Here is a 13,808-nt window from a genome sequence, read left to right on the forward strand (position 1 = left end):
TATTATAAATAAATCAATTTGCACCCTTAGAGATTGCCCTTGGCTCAATACAAGCTTGAGATCTGCACATTGTCCGGCAGCTTGAACGGGTTGTCAGGATTGATCCGGTCATAGAACATAATGCCGTCGAGATGATCCAGCTCATGCTGCATGACGATAGCTGCAAAACCCTTGAAGCGAAGCTTAAGCTCATTGCCATCCTCATCATAAGCCTTGATCTGAACCTTCTCATATCTAGGAACAAAACCCTGTACCGGACGATCCACTGACAGGCACCCTTCGCTCTCCGGCAGATAAGTCATGGCCGCCGAGTGGCTGATCACCTTGGGATTGAACAGGGCAATCTCCCTGGACTGGCCCTTCTCATCCGTGATATAGGCTGCAAACATCCGCTTGTTCAGGCCGATCTGATTGGCAGAAAGCCCGACCCCCGCACGAAGCTTATATTTCCGGGCCAGTTCCTCGTCCTGGCTGTTCTTCAAAAATTGCATCATAGCAGCCATCTCAGCCTTGTCTTCCTCTGTAGGCGGGATGCTTACCGGTTCAGTCTTCACACGGAGAATCGGATCTCCTTCACGTACAATATCATCCATCATAATTACATAATCGCGGGTAAATTTACTCATAAAGTCGACCTTCATCCACCTTTTCCTACTATTTGTGTGCATCCTTCGCGCTATCTCCGCACGAAGCCGCATCAATAACCAGATTACCTCAGCATTCTTAACCTATCACTTCATGCTGTTCCTGTCAAAATATGCGGATTCCCCGCGCACGTTGGCTTATTGCCCTGGCTTGCGTTACTATGAAGAGTAGAGGAATTGCCGCGGCACATCCGGCCCATACATATCAATTAAGGTGGTGGAACTGCCATGCTTATCAGTGTGCTGGACCAGCTTCAGCTTAATCGGCACATGCTCTCCGCCAAGGAAAAGGAAATTGCGGAGTATATTATCCAGAATAAGAATACGATTCTTAACATCAATATCCGTGAACTCGCCCTCAAGACGGGTTCATCCACCTCAACCATCACCCGGTTCTGCAAAAAAATCAACTGTGACAGCTTCGTAGACTTTAAGATCAAGCTCAGCCGGGAAGCCGAACCTCCTGAAGAAGAAGCAAGCGTATTTACCAAAGTACAGAAGCTGTACACCCATGTTGTGCAGTCAACGGCCGAGATGGTCAAGCAAGAGCAGGTTGAAGAGGTGGTCCAGCTGATCAAGACTAGCCGCCGGCTGCTTGTCTTCGGGCTAGGAAGCTCCGGCCTCTCCGCCCTGGAATTCAAATACCGGCTGATGCGGATGAACATTATCATTGACGCGATTACCGACTCACACATGATGCTGATGAATGCGTCACTTCTGAGGAAGAACGATCTGATCATCGGGCTGTCCAATTCAGGAACTACCCAGGAAGTCATTGATGCGCTTAAAGTTGGCCGCGAACAAGGGGCATCCGTAGTCGGCATTACGAACTTTGATCATACCGGGCTTACTGACGTCTCGGATATTGTCCTGTTCACTCCAAGCATCCACCGGAACAATGATGAACACTTCATCAACAGCCAGCTGTCTATAATTTATGTGCTCGATATTATCTCTATGCTGCTTCTGGAGGATCAATCGATGCTGCAGGCCCGCCGGAATACACTGAAGGCTTTATATAAGAACAGGGAATAACAGCACCATCGATTTCCACATGAGCAGATTAAATAGGCTTAAGCATCGGATATTATTTAGACTGAACTAAACTAATGAAACGGATGAACGAGCAAGAGCAAGTGCGTAACTTGTTCACGGGCAAAAATAGGGGGCCGTCCCGAAAGACGGTCCCCTGATTTTGTTTAAGAGTTCGGTTTGTGTTCGAAAGGCTCCGAGAACGAACGTTGCTCCCATCGCTGTTGGTTTTGGATTTCTCGAATTATTTTTCGATGGATGAATTCCAGAACCAAAGGCGACCGCTAGCGCTTGTCCGCAATCGTTCGTCTCTCCGCAGGCTTCACAGAGAAATCTTCATTTTGATTTACGATCTGATCTTTTAAGCAATGAGAAACCTGCATTAAAGTTAGATCTCTCTCCTGCTTGTTAGCTCGCCTGGTATTAGACAGATGTGCCGACCTTCCCGATTTCGTTCACGAACCGCTGTGTGATCAGCTGGGGACGGGTAATCGCTCCACCTACCACCACGGCGTGAACGCCAATCTCAAGACATCTGCGGGCCGCTTCAGGAGTCAGAATATTCCCTTCCGCAATCACGGGTACCGTAAGCTTGCTGACAAACTCCTTCACCAGCGCAAAGTCATCTGCATAAACTTGATGTCCCTGTGTATAGTCCGTGTATCCGATCAAAGTGGTGGAGACCATATCAAACCCGAGCCGCTCCGCATTCAGGCCTTCTTCAAGATTCGATACATCCGCCATAAGCAGCTGATCTGGATACTTGCTCCGGATTTCAGCTACAACCTCATCGAGATGCTTGCCATCCGGGCGCTCGCGCAGCGTGGCATCCAGAGCAATGATCTCTGATCCGACCTTAACAAGCTCATCGATTTCTTTCATAGTCGGTGTAATAAACACCGGGCATTCGCCATAGTTCCTTTTTACGATACCGATCACTGGAAGATCGACTTGGCTTTTGATCTCCTTTATATCCTCAGCGGTATTGGCGCGTATTCCGACCGCGCCGCCTAATTCCGCGGCAACTGCCATCCTCCCCATAATGAAAGAGCTGTGCAGCGGCTCATCCTGCAGAGCCTGACAGGACACAATCAGACCCTGCTTCAATGATGTCAGTAGTTCGTTCATGTTAAGACACTCCCAAATATTCTTCGATTTCATTCTTGATGACGGTCACTTGAGGGCCATAAATGACTTGTACTCCGCTGCCTTTAACAATCACTGCCCGCGCGCCGGTATTCTTAAGCTCCGGCTGCTTCACAAGCTCCGGATCATTAACCGAGACACGAAGCCGGGTGGCACAGCAATCCAAATCCTTGATGTTCTCCTTACCGCCAAGCGCAGCCAGTATATCCCCAGCACGACTGCCAGTTCCAGCCCCACCTTCTGCGGGAGCATCCGCCGCAGTATTCTCATCCTCCCGACCCGGCGTCTTCAAATCAAACTTCACAATCAGGAAGCGGAACGTGAAGTAGTAGAGACAGAACCAGACCGCACCGATGACCGGAACAAGAACCCAGTTCGTCTTGGCATTGCCCTGCAGCACGCCGAATAGAATGAAGTCAATCAATCCGCCCGAGAAGGTCTGGCCGATAGTGATCTGAAATATATGCGCCATCATGAAAGCCAGGCCGTCAAACACAGCATGAATTACATACAGAAACGGTGCAATGAACAGGAACGAGAATTCAAGCGGTTCTGTAATCCCTGTCAGGAATGAAGTCAGTGCAGCGGACAGCATAAGTCCAAACACAACTTTCTTATGCTTTGGCTTGGCTGTATGATAAATCGCCAGCGCCGCCCCCAGCAGACCGAACATCATCGTAATGAAACGGCCGGACATAAACCGTGAGGTTCCAATGAAGAATTGTGTCGTTGTTGGATCGGCCAGCTGGGCGAAGAAGATCTTCTGCGTTCCCTCCACAAGCTTGCCGTCTACCACAAGCGAGCCGCCAATTCCTGTTGTCCAGAAAGGCATGTAGAAAATATGGTGAAGTCCAAGCGGTCCTAACATCCGCAAAATAAATCCGTACAGCAGTGTTCCAATGTATCCGGTCTGATCCACCAGCCCGCCAAGCTTAAAAATGCCGGATTGAATCGTCGGCCAGATGACAAACATTAAAGCCCCGATCAGAATAGCAACCATAGAAGAGATAATCGGCACAAATCTGGAACCGCCGAAGAATCCCAGGAACTGTGGAAGCTCAATCTTGTTGAACCGGTTATGCAGTATCGACGTGATCAGGCCAATGACGACACCTCCGAAGACCCCAGTCTCTAAAGATTGAATCCCTAGAATGGTCCCCTGTCCGGCTGCAGCCAGATTATCTGTGACCAGCTTGCCAGAGATGGCCAGCATCGCGTTGATCGTTGCGTTCATAACAAGATAAGCGAGCGCTGCGGCCAGACCGGCTGTGCCTTTATCAGAACGGGCCAACCCTACAGCCACCCCGATGGCAAAGATCAGCGCGAGGTTGGCAAAAATGATGGAGCCCGCACTGCTCATTACGGTAAAGATCGCCTGAAGCCAGGCTACCTTAAGAAAAGGATACGTATTTACCGTATTCGGATTCGATAAGGCGCCCCCTACGCCAAGGAGCAAACCTGCAGCGGGAAGAACGGCAATCGGAAGCATGAAGGATTTACCGAACCGCTGTGCTTTCTCAAAGAAGTTGTTCATAAAGTGGCCCCCTAAAACGCTTAGAAAATTAATTTCAAATTAAATATACAATATGAAATTCATTTTCGTCAATAATCTTTGTAAGCTTTTTCATTAGCAAAATATTACCTGCCTTGTCCTAATCGCCACCGATCCGGAATAAGCTGTACAAGCAAGTAAAAGTCATTGTTCATGGCAGGAGGAATATAGGTACATGGATATTTTCAGCTGTTTGATGTTAGGTCTCTCCCTCTCCGCACCAATCGGTCCTATTAATGCCGCCCAGCTTGACCGGGGAATCCGCGGAGGCTTCTGGCCTGCCTGGCTGCTTGGGCTTGGGGCGGTTATCGCTGATATCATCTACATCCTTCTGGTCTACTTCGGAGTGGTGCATTTCGTTAACACCCCGTTTATGAAGTCGTTTCTGTGGCTGTTCGGATTCTTCGTGCTGCTCTACATTGGGATTGAAAGTCTGATTACAGCACAAAAAATAACGCTTCAGGAGAACCGAAGCGCTGAGTCATTATCCAAATCATTTGTGGCCGGGTTCTTCATGTCCCTGTCCAACCCGGTATCCATCTTGTTCTGGCTGGGCATTTATGGCTCCCTGCTCGCCGAAACCGCCGCCACATACGGTCCCAAGGATCTGCTGATCTTCAGTGCCGCCGTCTTGTCCGGCGTGCTTCTCTGGGATATCTCCATGGCGGGACTCGCCAGCGGCTTCCGGAAATGGCTGACTGTGCCGCTGCTCAAAGCGATATCCATCACTTCAGGCCTTAGCTTGATCGGGTTCGGTCTGTACTTCGGGTTTGAAGCCGCTAAGGTCCTGTTCCTGAATTAACTTTGTGAACCGGCTCTATAAGCAATTCCTGAAAAGCGAGAGATTACCTGCCATTCCCCCAATCGGAAGATGATCCTAAGCCAACATAAACCTCTGCTATATAAAATGAACTTATGAAAGTTACCCTTATTGGGCGCTGCGAGCCGAGTGTTCTTTAAGGCCGCTGTTGTCTCCGAAATGCTTGAACTTGATATCCCTTAGGGCATTTCGGAGACAAAGGCGGACGCTCCGCTTCTTCTGAATCACTCGGGATCGAAGCTAAGAGAGGTTAATTTTTAAAGTTCGTTTTATCTAGCCAGATGCTGCCTGGGATCAAACCGGGCTCCGTCTGCGCTTGAGACTTACACTGCGGGAATATCTCTTCTTCTTCCAGGCGGTCACCTTCATAACAAGTGTCACTACACCGATCAGCGCAATAAATGCCAGGCTGCCCCAGAAACCGGGACGGCTTGTTTCATGAAACAGGGTTCCGCACACGGCGAGCCCGATCAGGGCCATACCCAAAAACCGTTTCACCTGCCCAAAGACCGTTAGTTTAAGCAGCTTGCCGGCAGTGATAAGAATAAACAGCCAATTGTACAGCAGCAGAAGCCCTGCTGCTGTTGTTACGTATTCATAAATTTTGCCAGGCATTACCAGAGCCAGTATAATTGAAGCAACAAGCCCCAGCACGGTTAATGAAATTGCATATAGCGGGTGCTTGTTCTTTACCTTACGGGCGAACAAAGGCGGCGCATCCTTGTCTTCAGCCAGGGTTACGAGCATGGTCGTAACGGCAAACAGCGAAGCAACCATCGTCGAGAATCCCGCAATAATCAGCACAGCATTGAACACATGCGGAATGAAGGGCAGCGGATAATTCGCAAGTGCGGTGATAAAGGGACTCTTCTTAGGTGTGAACGCTTCCCAGGAGACTATGGTCACGGCTAGTCCAAGCGAGATCACATACATGATAGTCAGCAGCAGGAGCATAACCCTGCCCGCTTTAGGAGCTTCATCCAGATTCTTCAGACGAATCGCCATAAGTCCAAGTACTTCAATCCCGCCATAGGCATAGAACGCAAAAATAAACGCCGACCACAGCCCCATGATGCCGTGCGGAAACAAGCTTTGCATCGTATGTGGGAATTCGGGCTTGCCGTCACTTCCTTTGATCCATCCCATCAGAGCAATAACCGCAATGACAATGAACATCAGAATGGCAGCGATTTTGATGACAGACAAGACATTCTCCACGGAATCAAATCCTTTGTTCCCCAGCATAATTACGATAAGACCAAGAACTGCGTATACTGAGGCAAATACCCACATCGGCACGGAGGGGAACCAGAACCTAGTGAATATGGAGAGCGCGGTTAGCTGGCTGCCCATAATCAGCAGTTCGGAGCCCCAATAGACCCAGCCGCTGCTGAAGCCGGCCCAACGTCCAAAGGCTCTTTTGGCATACGAACGAAACGATCCCTTCTCCGGGTGGTCCGCTGTCATCTTGGCCAGCACATCAAACACCGTGTACGTGCCGATTGCCGCCAGAATGAACACAATCAGGACGGACGGACCACCCATATGCAGCGCCAGACTGGAGCCCAGGAAATAACCTGTGCCGATCGTGCAGGCGACACCAAGCAGAGACAGCTGCCACCATTTTAGTTGGCCTTCTTCGGCCTTTCCCTCTTGTCTAGTCATAATTACCTCTCAGTTATGTGATTTAGCAACCCTTTCTTTATGTAGTTTGTGAAGCCTGATCTTTTTTATGTAAAATAATCATCTTGGGGTACCCGGGCAGCAACCCGGGCCAACCTGAGCCAAAAGCCCTTTAACCTGGTGTACTTTTATCCTATTTAGTTCCTTAAGTCGCCAGATTAAGATGAGAAAAGAAACAATTTACAGATTACTTGTTTAATAGCCCCATAAATAAGTGTAAAACATAAAGTAAAGCAAATGAAAAAAGACATAACTAGATCGTACCAGGAGAGGATTTAAATGAGCACAGAACGGGAGAAAAAGACGACCCACGTATTGTCCAAGTCTGCAGAGAACCGGATCCTGGCTGAAAAAGCGTTAAAAGAGCAGCAGATCATGGCCTGGATGCCTGTCAAAATCAAGATGGCCCACCATTGGATAGAAAACGAGAAGAAACAGCTAAACCGTAAAATGGTTCGGGGAGCTATACATTTCTGTCATTTCGGGGAAAATGTAGGATGTGAGCAGAATGAGGAACGTCCTGTAGTCATCATTTCCAATAACACTGTTAATTCGACTTCCGGCAATGTCATTGTCGTACCGTTGACCAAGAACCTGAAAGCCAAAACCAACTTTAAAACGAAGCAGCCGGTTCTTACCCGTGACGGCAAACCGGTCCCCCGTTTCCAAAGTCATTATTTCTTATTCGCCAGTAAATACGACTTTCTCGCCTTTGACTCGGCCGCCAAGACCGAAGAAACCACCTCGGTCAGCAAGGTCAGATTGAAGGAACATCTCGGAAATTTGGATGAAGAGGACATTAACCGGCTGGAAACCCGAATGAAATGGACACTCGGACTTTAAAAAAAAACGTGAAAATTGTATTGACAATAACTTACGCTATAGGTTACTATTATTTCAGAGAGTTAAGTCGTGACCGAAGTAAATTATGTCATCCACCGCGTCGTGGATAAATTCACACGTTTTACGTGTCTTGAGTCTGAAAGAGGAGCCTTACGCGCTCCTCTTTCCCTTTTGCATGATCTTAGACCTATAGGTTTCGGAGTTCTAAAGAGATAACTGGCATAAATTTCGATTCCAAAGATAGGATAATAATATGTCGCCCACCGCGTCGTGGGCAAATTCACCCCGTCCGGATGCCGGCCGGGGATTATTTTTGTTGTTATGGCTATGCTGCCAGGTATGCAGACACATTCGCTGTTGCAATTCTTTTACCCGCTGGGCGCAAAATTAATCAGTTTTTTGGCTCAGCCCTTCCAAATAAGTCCTAACAATGAACTCCAGGCTCTCTTCCAAGGAAACTGGAATCCCGAAGCCTCCCTTCTGCTCCAATGAGCAGAAGCCGTGAAGAATGCTTCGGATTCCCCGCACAGCATGAGTCTGCTGCTCCGGACTAAGTCCTCTCCCATCAAGCCGGTCCACAAGAAACTGAACCATCTCGCCGCCAACCAGCTGGAGCTCATAGTCCTGCGCATCCGGGGCCCGAAGAGTCCCCTCATAAAGTCCCGGATGCTCCCGGGCGAACCGGATGTAAGCCCGGCTGAGATTGAGCAGCGCCTCATCTCCGGTTAAGCCCCGGTCAGCCGCCTCAAGCCGGGCATGAAGCATGCGAAGGCCATGGGCCGCGAGCTTCGCCTTCAGGCCCGGCAGCCCGCTCACATGGTTGTACAGAGACGGGGAGCGGATGCCCAGCTTCTGGGCGACCGATGCCAGGGTCACGGCGTCAAGCCCCTGGGCATCGGCAATCTCCGCGGCCGCCTGAATCACGGCCGCTGTATCCAGGCCGGCCCTAGGCATGACGGCCGGCCCCCTCTCCCGCGCCGACAGCCAGATTCCTGGCGGCGGCTTCGATCGCCCGGTCCATAGCCTGGACCGGGCTGCGGCGCATGGCGCCGTGGCCCGCGGCGAGCAGCGCGGGCTCAAGATCGCGCAGCTTCTGCGCGGAGCGAAGCGCCGTGGCGGGGCTCCAGGTGCCCCAGGCGGGGAAAGGGAACAGCGGGCGGAGCTGCCCGCTGACCGCCATCCCGCCCCGCACCTGGAACGCGTCGCCGACGATGAGCGCCCCGCTGCGCGTATCCAGCAGCGCGATCGATCCCGGCGTATGCCCGGGCGCGGCGATAACCCGGAGGGAGCCGACAAGGTCGCCCTCCTGCAGCAGCCGGTCCGGGCGGGCCTTCAGCGAAGCCGGTACGCCGCCCCGGATCTTGGCGGTATCCTCGCCGGGATCCAGGCTGCGGTCGCCTGCCATAAGCCGCGCATCTCTGGCGGAGATGGAGATCTCCGCTTCCGGAAGGGCCATCTTCAGCTTATCCAAGGCCCCGACATGATCATCATGGGCGTGGGTAAGCACAATCCGGGTGATCGGCTTGCCCATCCGCTGTGCAGCCTTTAGAATGCCTGCTGCACTATAAGGCAAAGCCGCATCAACAAGGGTAAGCCCGTTATCCTCTTCCACCAGGTAACAGTTCACCGGAAATAACCGGGGCAGGAACGTTAATTGAGTTAAATATTGATCTTGACGAATCCGCATTTGAATCACTCCATCCCAAAACTAATATCATTAGTTTTATTATAACTAAGATCATTAGTTTTGCAATAGCCGGTTATCTTTTTTTCACACATGATACTGTCTCTCTTCCCAGAACGTCAAAGAAACCCGCGTCCATCATGCTCTCGCGAGCTTCTTAGTGTTCTTGGATCTATACATCTCACGGTCCGCCTCCAGAAATAAATAATCCATCTGCTGCAGCGAGTGTTCACTGTAGGCATAGCCCAGCGAGATATCCATATTCAGATCAGGTCGCTCCATCTTGAAGTGGGACACGCGGTGCTTTAGCTCAAGCACCAGATGATTCACCTCATAATGGGACATTCCTACCACCAGAATAGCAAATTCATCACCACCTACCCTGCATACCATCACGTTGTCCGATACCATGCCGCTAAGTAGAACGGCTGCTTCCTTAATATAAAGATCTCCCATAATATGGCCAAAGTTATCATTTACTTGCTTCAGATTATCCATATCACACACAATGATTGCTGCCGGAACATCCTCCTTGACATCATAATGTGAGACCAGAATCTCGAAATGCTCCCGGTTGTATAAACCCGTCATGGAATCATGCGCAATGCGGTACTCCAAATATTGTTGGGCTTCCACACGCTCCTGTACCTGTCTTACAACCCCCTGGATCGCCATAAGTGTGCCTCTGCTGCTGTAGATAGGTGTCGCCAGATCCTCATACCAGACATACTGCCCGCGTGAATCCTTGATCCGGTATAGAATGGGCTGTTCGAAATCAAGCTCCCCGTTCATCATCTGATAAAGCCGCCCCGTGTCCTCGGGGTGTATCCTTACGAATACCAGTTCCGGGTTGTCCAGCCCGGAAATTTGGTGTTCCGGTTCCATAATCCGGTCCAGAGGAGCATAGACATATCTATATCTGCGAACAGGCTCAAGCTCCAAGTAATACACGATATCTTTAGAGCCCTCAATCCATTCCAACGACCTCAACTTATCGGTTCGGGCACGGGCTCTGGCTGAACGTACTCTAATGCCAATAATGATCAGTAGAGCACTAGCGAACATACCTGATAAAAAGAATACCCACCACATTGACTTCACCTTCTGCATCGGTTTTCCAACTATAATTAAGCTGCTTAACCAGTTATGTTGTCTTACTTTAGAACTATATTCTGTTTCTTTAGTACTATATTCGACCTATATCCCCAGAAATCCTCGTCCTTAATATACAGTTAGCAAATTTTTTTAATTTATCTGGAATTTACCGCTGTTATGGTGCAAGGAATTACTCTTGTCCAGCTTACACAACGCAAAAAAAGGTTATCCCAGCCCCCTAAGGATGCTGAAGATAACCTTTAATTTGAAAAGCGTCGTATGTTAGCGTTCCGAAACTACAGTAAAACGTTCGCGAATATGGCGCGGCTGCTCGATTTCATCTACCACAGCGACCGCATAATCCTCGTAAGATACATAGCTGTCCCCGGCGGAATTGGTCAGAAGATGATCCTTACCAGTCTGGTAGGCACCGGTTCTTCTCCCGAGCGCGAATTCTGCGGACGGGCTGATGAACGTCCAATTTAGGCCTTCTGTCTGCTTCAGAATATCGAGGTTCTTAGCCTGATTACTCGCCGTTGGCTTCACAAAATCCGGGAAGCCTGGGGTATCCACAACCCTCACCGTTTTCGCTTCATCCACAAACAAGCTGCCGGCGCCTCCGACTACAATTAGCCGGACCTCGGTTCCCTTTAGCGCCTCAATCAACACATTGCCCGCATCCACATGAAGGTGCTCCTGCCCCATAGGTGCCCCAAATGCGTTCACAACCACATCAAACGTTGCCAAATCAACTTTCTTCAGGTCGAAAACATCCTTCTCAAGAACGGACTTCGCTGCGTGCTCCCCCAGCTTGCCCTTATCTCTGACAATCGCGGTTACTTCATGCCCTCTGTCCGAGGCCTCTTTCAATATCCGGCTGCCTGCCTTGCCGCTTGCTCCTACAACTGCAATTTTAGCCATATTAAATCCTCCTTGTTATGGTAGTAAGTTAATTACAAATCAATCTTGTAACTATAATAGTTACATTTGGTTATAAAGTCAAGGCCCTTTCTTTCCTTTCTTGCCCAGAGCCACACACTTGCTATTGAAAGGAGCCTCACTTGCTGTTGTCAGGAGCCTCACTTGCTGTTGTCAGGAGCTGCAACTAACAGCTCAAATATGATCCATTGGAGGGCGTAAGAGAACAGTTTCTATTTTGGGATCATTGCCCCTAAAGCCGCGAGTTCTCCTGGCTCCCTCATTGTAAAAACGACCAAAAAAAGGCCAACCAGAGGATTCTGGCTGACCTGATCATACGAAAGGCTGTCCTTCGCAGTAGTTTGCGAAAGACAGCCATTTCTATAACTTTATTTAAATTTCTTCCAGTCCATGCTGGTGTTATTCAGCAGATGCTCGAAATCATTATCCAGGCGTTTCTGTTCCGCTTTGCGGGCCTCTTCCGCCTGCCTTCTGCTGTCCTCAAGCCGCTTCTGCTCATCGGCCTTGAGCTCTGCCGCTTGAGCCTGAAGCTTCCCAAGGACATCCTTGCTCAACAGATCCTTGAGTGTTGCCGGCTTGTCTTCCGTCCGCGCCGGCGGCGCCTGCCGGTTATTCTTTTTGGCCATGAATCATTCACCTCATTAAGCAATGTTACTTTACATTGTCCCATATCGGCATGTTTTTTACAAAGAGGTATTCCGATTTCACCTAAATAAAGTAAAATCATTACAAAGCCATCATCGCAACAGAAAGGAGCGCTCGCTTGCAGCATTATTTTAGTGTGGAAGAACCCGGCTTATTTCAAGTCTTCTCGATCTCCCATCTCCTTGTTCTTGGTCTGTTCCTGATCCTCGTCCTGCTGCTCTATCTTGGGCGCGGCCCTCTTAGGCAGCCTGCAAGAAGCCGGACTGTGAGATACAGCTTGGCCGGCATCCTGATCTTATGCGAATTGTCGCTGAATATTTGGTATGTATGGGGTAACCGGTTTGATGTAAGAGATACACTGCCGCTGGAGCTGTGCAGTATCTCCCTATACCTGTGCGTGTTCATGCTGCTGTTCCAAAGTCTGGTCATCTTCCGGATTGTCTATTTCACAGGTATAGGAGGAGCGCTGCAGGCCATCCTTACCCCGGCATTGTCCTATCCGTTTCCCCATTTCCGGTTCATCGAATTTTTTGCCGCTCATATGGCTATTATTCTGTCCGTCTTATATATGCTCTGGGTGCAGGGATTCCGGCCAAGACTTAGGGATGTGGGGATCACCATGATTTTTCTAAATATATTGCTGGTTCTTATTCTGTTCATTAACCGTCTGACCGGCGGCAACTATATGTTCTTATCGCACAAGCCCCAGACCGCATCGCTGATGGACTATCTTGGACCTTATCCTTGGTATATCGTCTCCCTGGAGACTGTCGCATGTGTCATATTCCTCCTGCTGTATCTTCCATTTGCATTTAAGAATCGCAAAAAAGGCAGCAAAAACCACAACAGCAGGAGTTATGAAATCTAATGCAAGTCAGAAGTGCTCGGTCCACTCCCCGTCCGCCGGGATTCGTACACGGTCAGACAGGCTGGACCCGGCAAGATGCCGTCTCAAATCTTCACGGGTCACCAGACAGTGATTAATGGCTTCCATGTGAACCGCAATGACCAAAGCATCGGGAAGCTGGCGGCATACCTGGGCCACATCCTTCTCATCCATGATGATCGGATCTCCTGTCAGAAACCGGGCGCCTCCAGCATTAACCACAACCGTATCCGGATTATAACGGGCCAGAGCCTCCTGTACTTCCTTGCACCAAATTGTGTCTCCAGCCAAATAAAGCACCGGTTCCCCTTCCGCCTGAAGCACATAACCGGACACTTGGCCCATCATCTTGCCAATTTCACCGCTCCCATGCTGCCCTCCGGTGCGGTATATCTTCACCCCCTGATGGGTGTGTTCAGTATGGATTGCCTGAACGGAGACGAAACCGGCTGCTCTGAAGACCTCCTCTTCTCCAGGCTGACAGTATATAGGCGCTGACTTCATAATCGTATCTTCGGCCGCCTTATCCCAGTGATCGGGGTGGAGATGGGTTACCAGGACGGCATCCGGGTCAGCCAGCTGTCTGGCGAACAGGGGCAGCGGGACCAGTGGGTTATTCCTTGGGTTCGGTGAATTCATCACCGGAGGGTTAGCCCCCGCTTCACTGAACATGGGATCCACCAGAAAATGCAGGCCTCCATATTCAATCCATAACGTTGCATTTCGTATTAACTGAATCTTCATTTTATCCACTCCTATTCAGGTATATTGTTCTACAAGTTTTTAACTTACTGCCGTAGTTCAATTATAAAGGGGAGCCCTTTAGTCCGAATACAGAG

At 49.8% G+C, this 13,808-nt stretch carries 14 protein-coding genes; 4 read left to right on the forward strand and 10 right to left on the reverse strand.

Annotated elements, in window-relative coordinates:
• Window positions 1-44: 44 nt before the first annotated feature.
• Entirely contained in the window at window positions 45-626 is a 582-nt protein-coding gene (def, locus tag BN6628_RS20955) for a peptide deformylase (RefSeq protein WP_068622520.1), read from the reverse strand.
• 246 nt (window positions 627-872) lie between these two features.
• Here def and BN6628_RS20960 point away from each other — a divergent pair, with 246 nt between their 5' ends.
• Window positions 873-1,679, forward strand: coding sequence for a MurR/RpiR family transcriptional regulator (locus BN6628_RS20960; protein WP_068620251.1), 807 nt, complete (start codon window positions 873-875; stop codon window positions 1,677-1,679).
• Between the two features lie 420 nt (window positions 1,680-2,099).
• Here BN6628_RS20960 and BN6628_RS20965 read toward each other — a convergent pair whose 3' ends face one another.
• Both BN6628_RS20965 and ptsG read right to left on the reverse strand, forming a co-directional pair.
• Window positions 2,100-2,804 carry an N-acetylmannosamine-6-phosphate 2-epimerase gene (locus BN6628_RS20965; RefSeq protein ID WP_068620252.1) on the reverse strand — a complete coding sequence of 235 codons (705 nt, stop codon included), beginning with the start codon at window positions 2,802-2,804 and terminating at the stop codon, window positions 2,100-2,102.
• A 1-nt stretch (window position 2,805) separates the two neighbouring features.
• Entirely contained in the window at window positions 2,806-4,356 is a 1,551-nt protein-coding gene (ptsG, locus tag BN6628_RS20970) for a glucose-specific PTS transporter subunit IIBC (RefSeq protein WP_068620253.1), read from the reverse strand.
• Between the two features lie 193 nt (window positions 4,357-4,549).
• Between ptsG and BN6628_RS20975 the strand changes: the two genes are divergently transcribed.
• On the forward strand, window positions 4,550-5,176 hold the full coding sequence (locus BN6628_RS20975) for a LysE family transporter (RefSeq protein ID WP_068620254.1): 627 nt from the start codon (window positions 4,550-4,552) through the stop codon (window positions 5,174-5,176).
• A gap of 312 nt (window positions 5,177-5,488) precedes the next feature.
• On the opposite strand, the gene BN6628_RS20980 is transcribed toward BN6628_RS20975, so the two are convergent.
• The gene (locus BN6628_RS20980; RefSeq protein WP_068620255.1) at window positions 5,489-6,859 is read right to left on the reverse strand and encodes an amino acid permease; all 1,371 of its coding nucleotides are present in this window, start codon (window positions 6,857-6,859) and stop codon (window positions 5,489-5,491) included.
• A 297-nt stretch (window positions 6,860-7,156) separates the two neighbouring features.
• Between BN6628_RS20980 and BN6628_RS20985 the strand changes: the two genes are divergently transcribed.
• Entirely contained in the window at window positions 7,157-7,720 is a 564-nt protein-coding gene (locus BN6628_RS20985; protein ID WP_068620256.1) for a type II toxin-antitoxin system PemK/MazF family toxin, read from the forward strand.
• Between the two features lie 387 nt (window positions 7,721-8,107).
• Here the strand turns inward: BN6628_RS20985 and BN6628_RS20990 are convergent, their stop codons facing one another.
• The 5 genes from BN6628_RS20990 to BN6628_RS21010 all read right to left on the reverse strand — a co-directional run bounded on the left by BN6628_RS20990 (window position 8,108) and on the right by BN6628_RS21010 (window position 12,064).
• On the reverse strand, window positions 8,108-8,674 hold the full coding sequence (locus tag BN6628_RS20990; RefSeq protein ID WP_068620257.1) for a TetR/AcrR family transcriptional regulator: 567 nt from the start codon (window positions 8,672-8,674) through the stop codon (window positions 8,108-8,110).
• Window positions 8,667-9,407: an MBL fold metallo-hydrolase gene (locus BN6628_RS20995; protein WP_068620258.1), complete on the reverse strand. Its 741-nt coding sequence runs from the start codon at window positions 9,405-9,407 to the stop codon at window positions 8,667-8,669. The genes BN6628_RS20990 and BN6628_RS20995 overlap by 8 nt, the downstream gene beginning before the upstream one ends.
• A gap of 135 nt (window positions 9,408-9,542) precedes the next feature.
• Entirely contained in the window at window positions 9,543-10,496 is a 954-nt protein-coding gene (locus BN6628_RS21000; RefSeq protein ID WP_162272664.1) for a GGDEF domain-containing protein, read from the reverse strand.
• 285 nt (window positions 10,497-10,781) lie between these two features.
• Window positions 10,782-11,420, reverse strand: coding sequence for an NAD(P)-dependent oxidoreductase (locus tag BN6628_RS21005; RefSeq protein ID WP_068620259.1), 639 nt, complete (start codon window positions 11,418-11,420; stop codon window positions 10,782-10,784).
• A 386-nt stretch (window positions 11,421-11,806) separates the two neighbouring features.
• The gene (locus tag BN6628_RS21010) at window positions 11,807-12,064 is read right to left on the reverse strand and encodes a YqkE family protein (RefSeq protein ID WP_068620260.1); all 258 of its coding nucleotides are present in this window, start codon (window positions 12,062-12,064) and stop codon (window positions 11,807-11,809) included.
• A gap of 137 nt (window positions 12,065-12,201) precedes the next feature.
• Between BN6628_RS21010 and BN6628_RS21015 the strand changes: the two genes are divergently transcribed.
• Window positions 12,202-12,951: a YwaF family protein gene (locus BN6628_RS21015; RefSeq protein ID WP_068620261.1), complete on the forward strand. Its 750-nt coding sequence runs from the start codon at window positions 12,202-12,204 to the stop codon at window positions 12,949-12,951.
• 6 nt (window positions 12,952-12,957) lie between these two features.
• Here BN6628_RS21015 and BN6628_RS21020 read toward each other — a convergent pair whose 3' ends face one another.
• Window positions 12,958-13,713 carry an MBL fold metallo-hydrolase gene (locus BN6628_RS21020; protein WP_068620262.1) on the reverse strand — a complete coding sequence of 252 codons (756 nt, stop codon included), beginning with the start codon at window positions 13,711-13,713 and terminating at the stop codon, window positions 12,958-12,960.
• Window positions 13,714-13,808: the final 95 nt, after the last annotated feature.

This window comes from Paenibacillus tuaregi, from assembly GCF_900086655.1.
Taxonomy (GTDB): Bacteria; Bacillota; Bacilli; order Paenibacillales; family Paenibacillaceae; genus Fontibacillus; species Fontibacillus tuaregi.

Bases quoted from the DNA above. Each gene is read 5' to 3' on its own strand.
- def (WP_068622520.1), bottom strand. From the start codon at position 626: ATGAGTAAATTTACCCGCGATTATGTAATTATGATGGATGATATTGTA.
- BN6628_RS20960 (WP_068620251.1), top strand. From the start codon at position 873: ATGCTTATCAGTGTGCTGGACCAGCTTCAGCTTAATCGGCACATGCTC.
- BN6628_RS20965 (WP_068620252.1), bottom strand. From the start codon at position 2,804: ATGAACGAACTACTGACATCATTGAAGCAGGGTCTGATTGTGTCCTGT.
- ptsG (WP_068620253.1), bottom strand. From the start codon at position 4,356: ATGAACAACTTCTTTGAGAAAGCACAGCGGTTCGGTAAATCCTTCATG.
- BN6628_RS20975 (WP_068620254.1), top strand. From the start codon at position 4,550: ATGGATATTTTCAGCTGTTTGATGTTAGGTCTCTCCCTCTCCGCACCA.
- BN6628_RS20980 (WP_068620255.1), bottom strand. From the start codon at position 6,859: ATGACTAGACAAGAGGGAAAGGCCGAAGAAGGCCAACTAAAATGGTGG.
- BN6628_RS20985 (WP_068620256.1), top strand. From the start codon at position 7,157: ATGAGCACAGAACGGGAGAAAAAGACGACCCACGTATTGTCCAAGTCT.
- BN6628_RS20990 (WP_068620257.1), bottom strand. From the start codon at position 8,674: ATGCCTAGGGCCGGCCTGGATACAGCGGCCGTGATTCAGGCGGCCGCG.
- BN6628_RS20995 (WP_068620258.1), bottom strand. From the start codon at position 9,407: ATGCGGATTCGTCAAGATCAATATTTAACTCAATTAACGTTCCTGCCC.
- BN6628_RS21000 (WP_162272664.1), bottom strand. From the start codon at position 10,496: ATGTGGTGGGTATTCTTTTTATCAGGTATGTTCGCTAGTGCTCTACTG.
- BN6628_RS21005 (WP_068620259.1), bottom strand. From the start codon at position 11,420: ATGGCTAAAATTGCAGTTGTAGGAGCAAGCGGCAAGGCAGGCAGCCGG.
- BN6628_RS21010 (WP_068620260.1), bottom strand. From the start codon at position 12,064: ATGGCCAAAAAGAATAACCGGCAGGCGCCGCCGGCGCGGACGGAAGAC.
- BN6628_RS21020 (WP_068620262.1), bottom strand. From the start codon at position 13,713: ATGAAGATTCAGTTAATACGAAATGCAACGTTATGGATTGAATATGGA.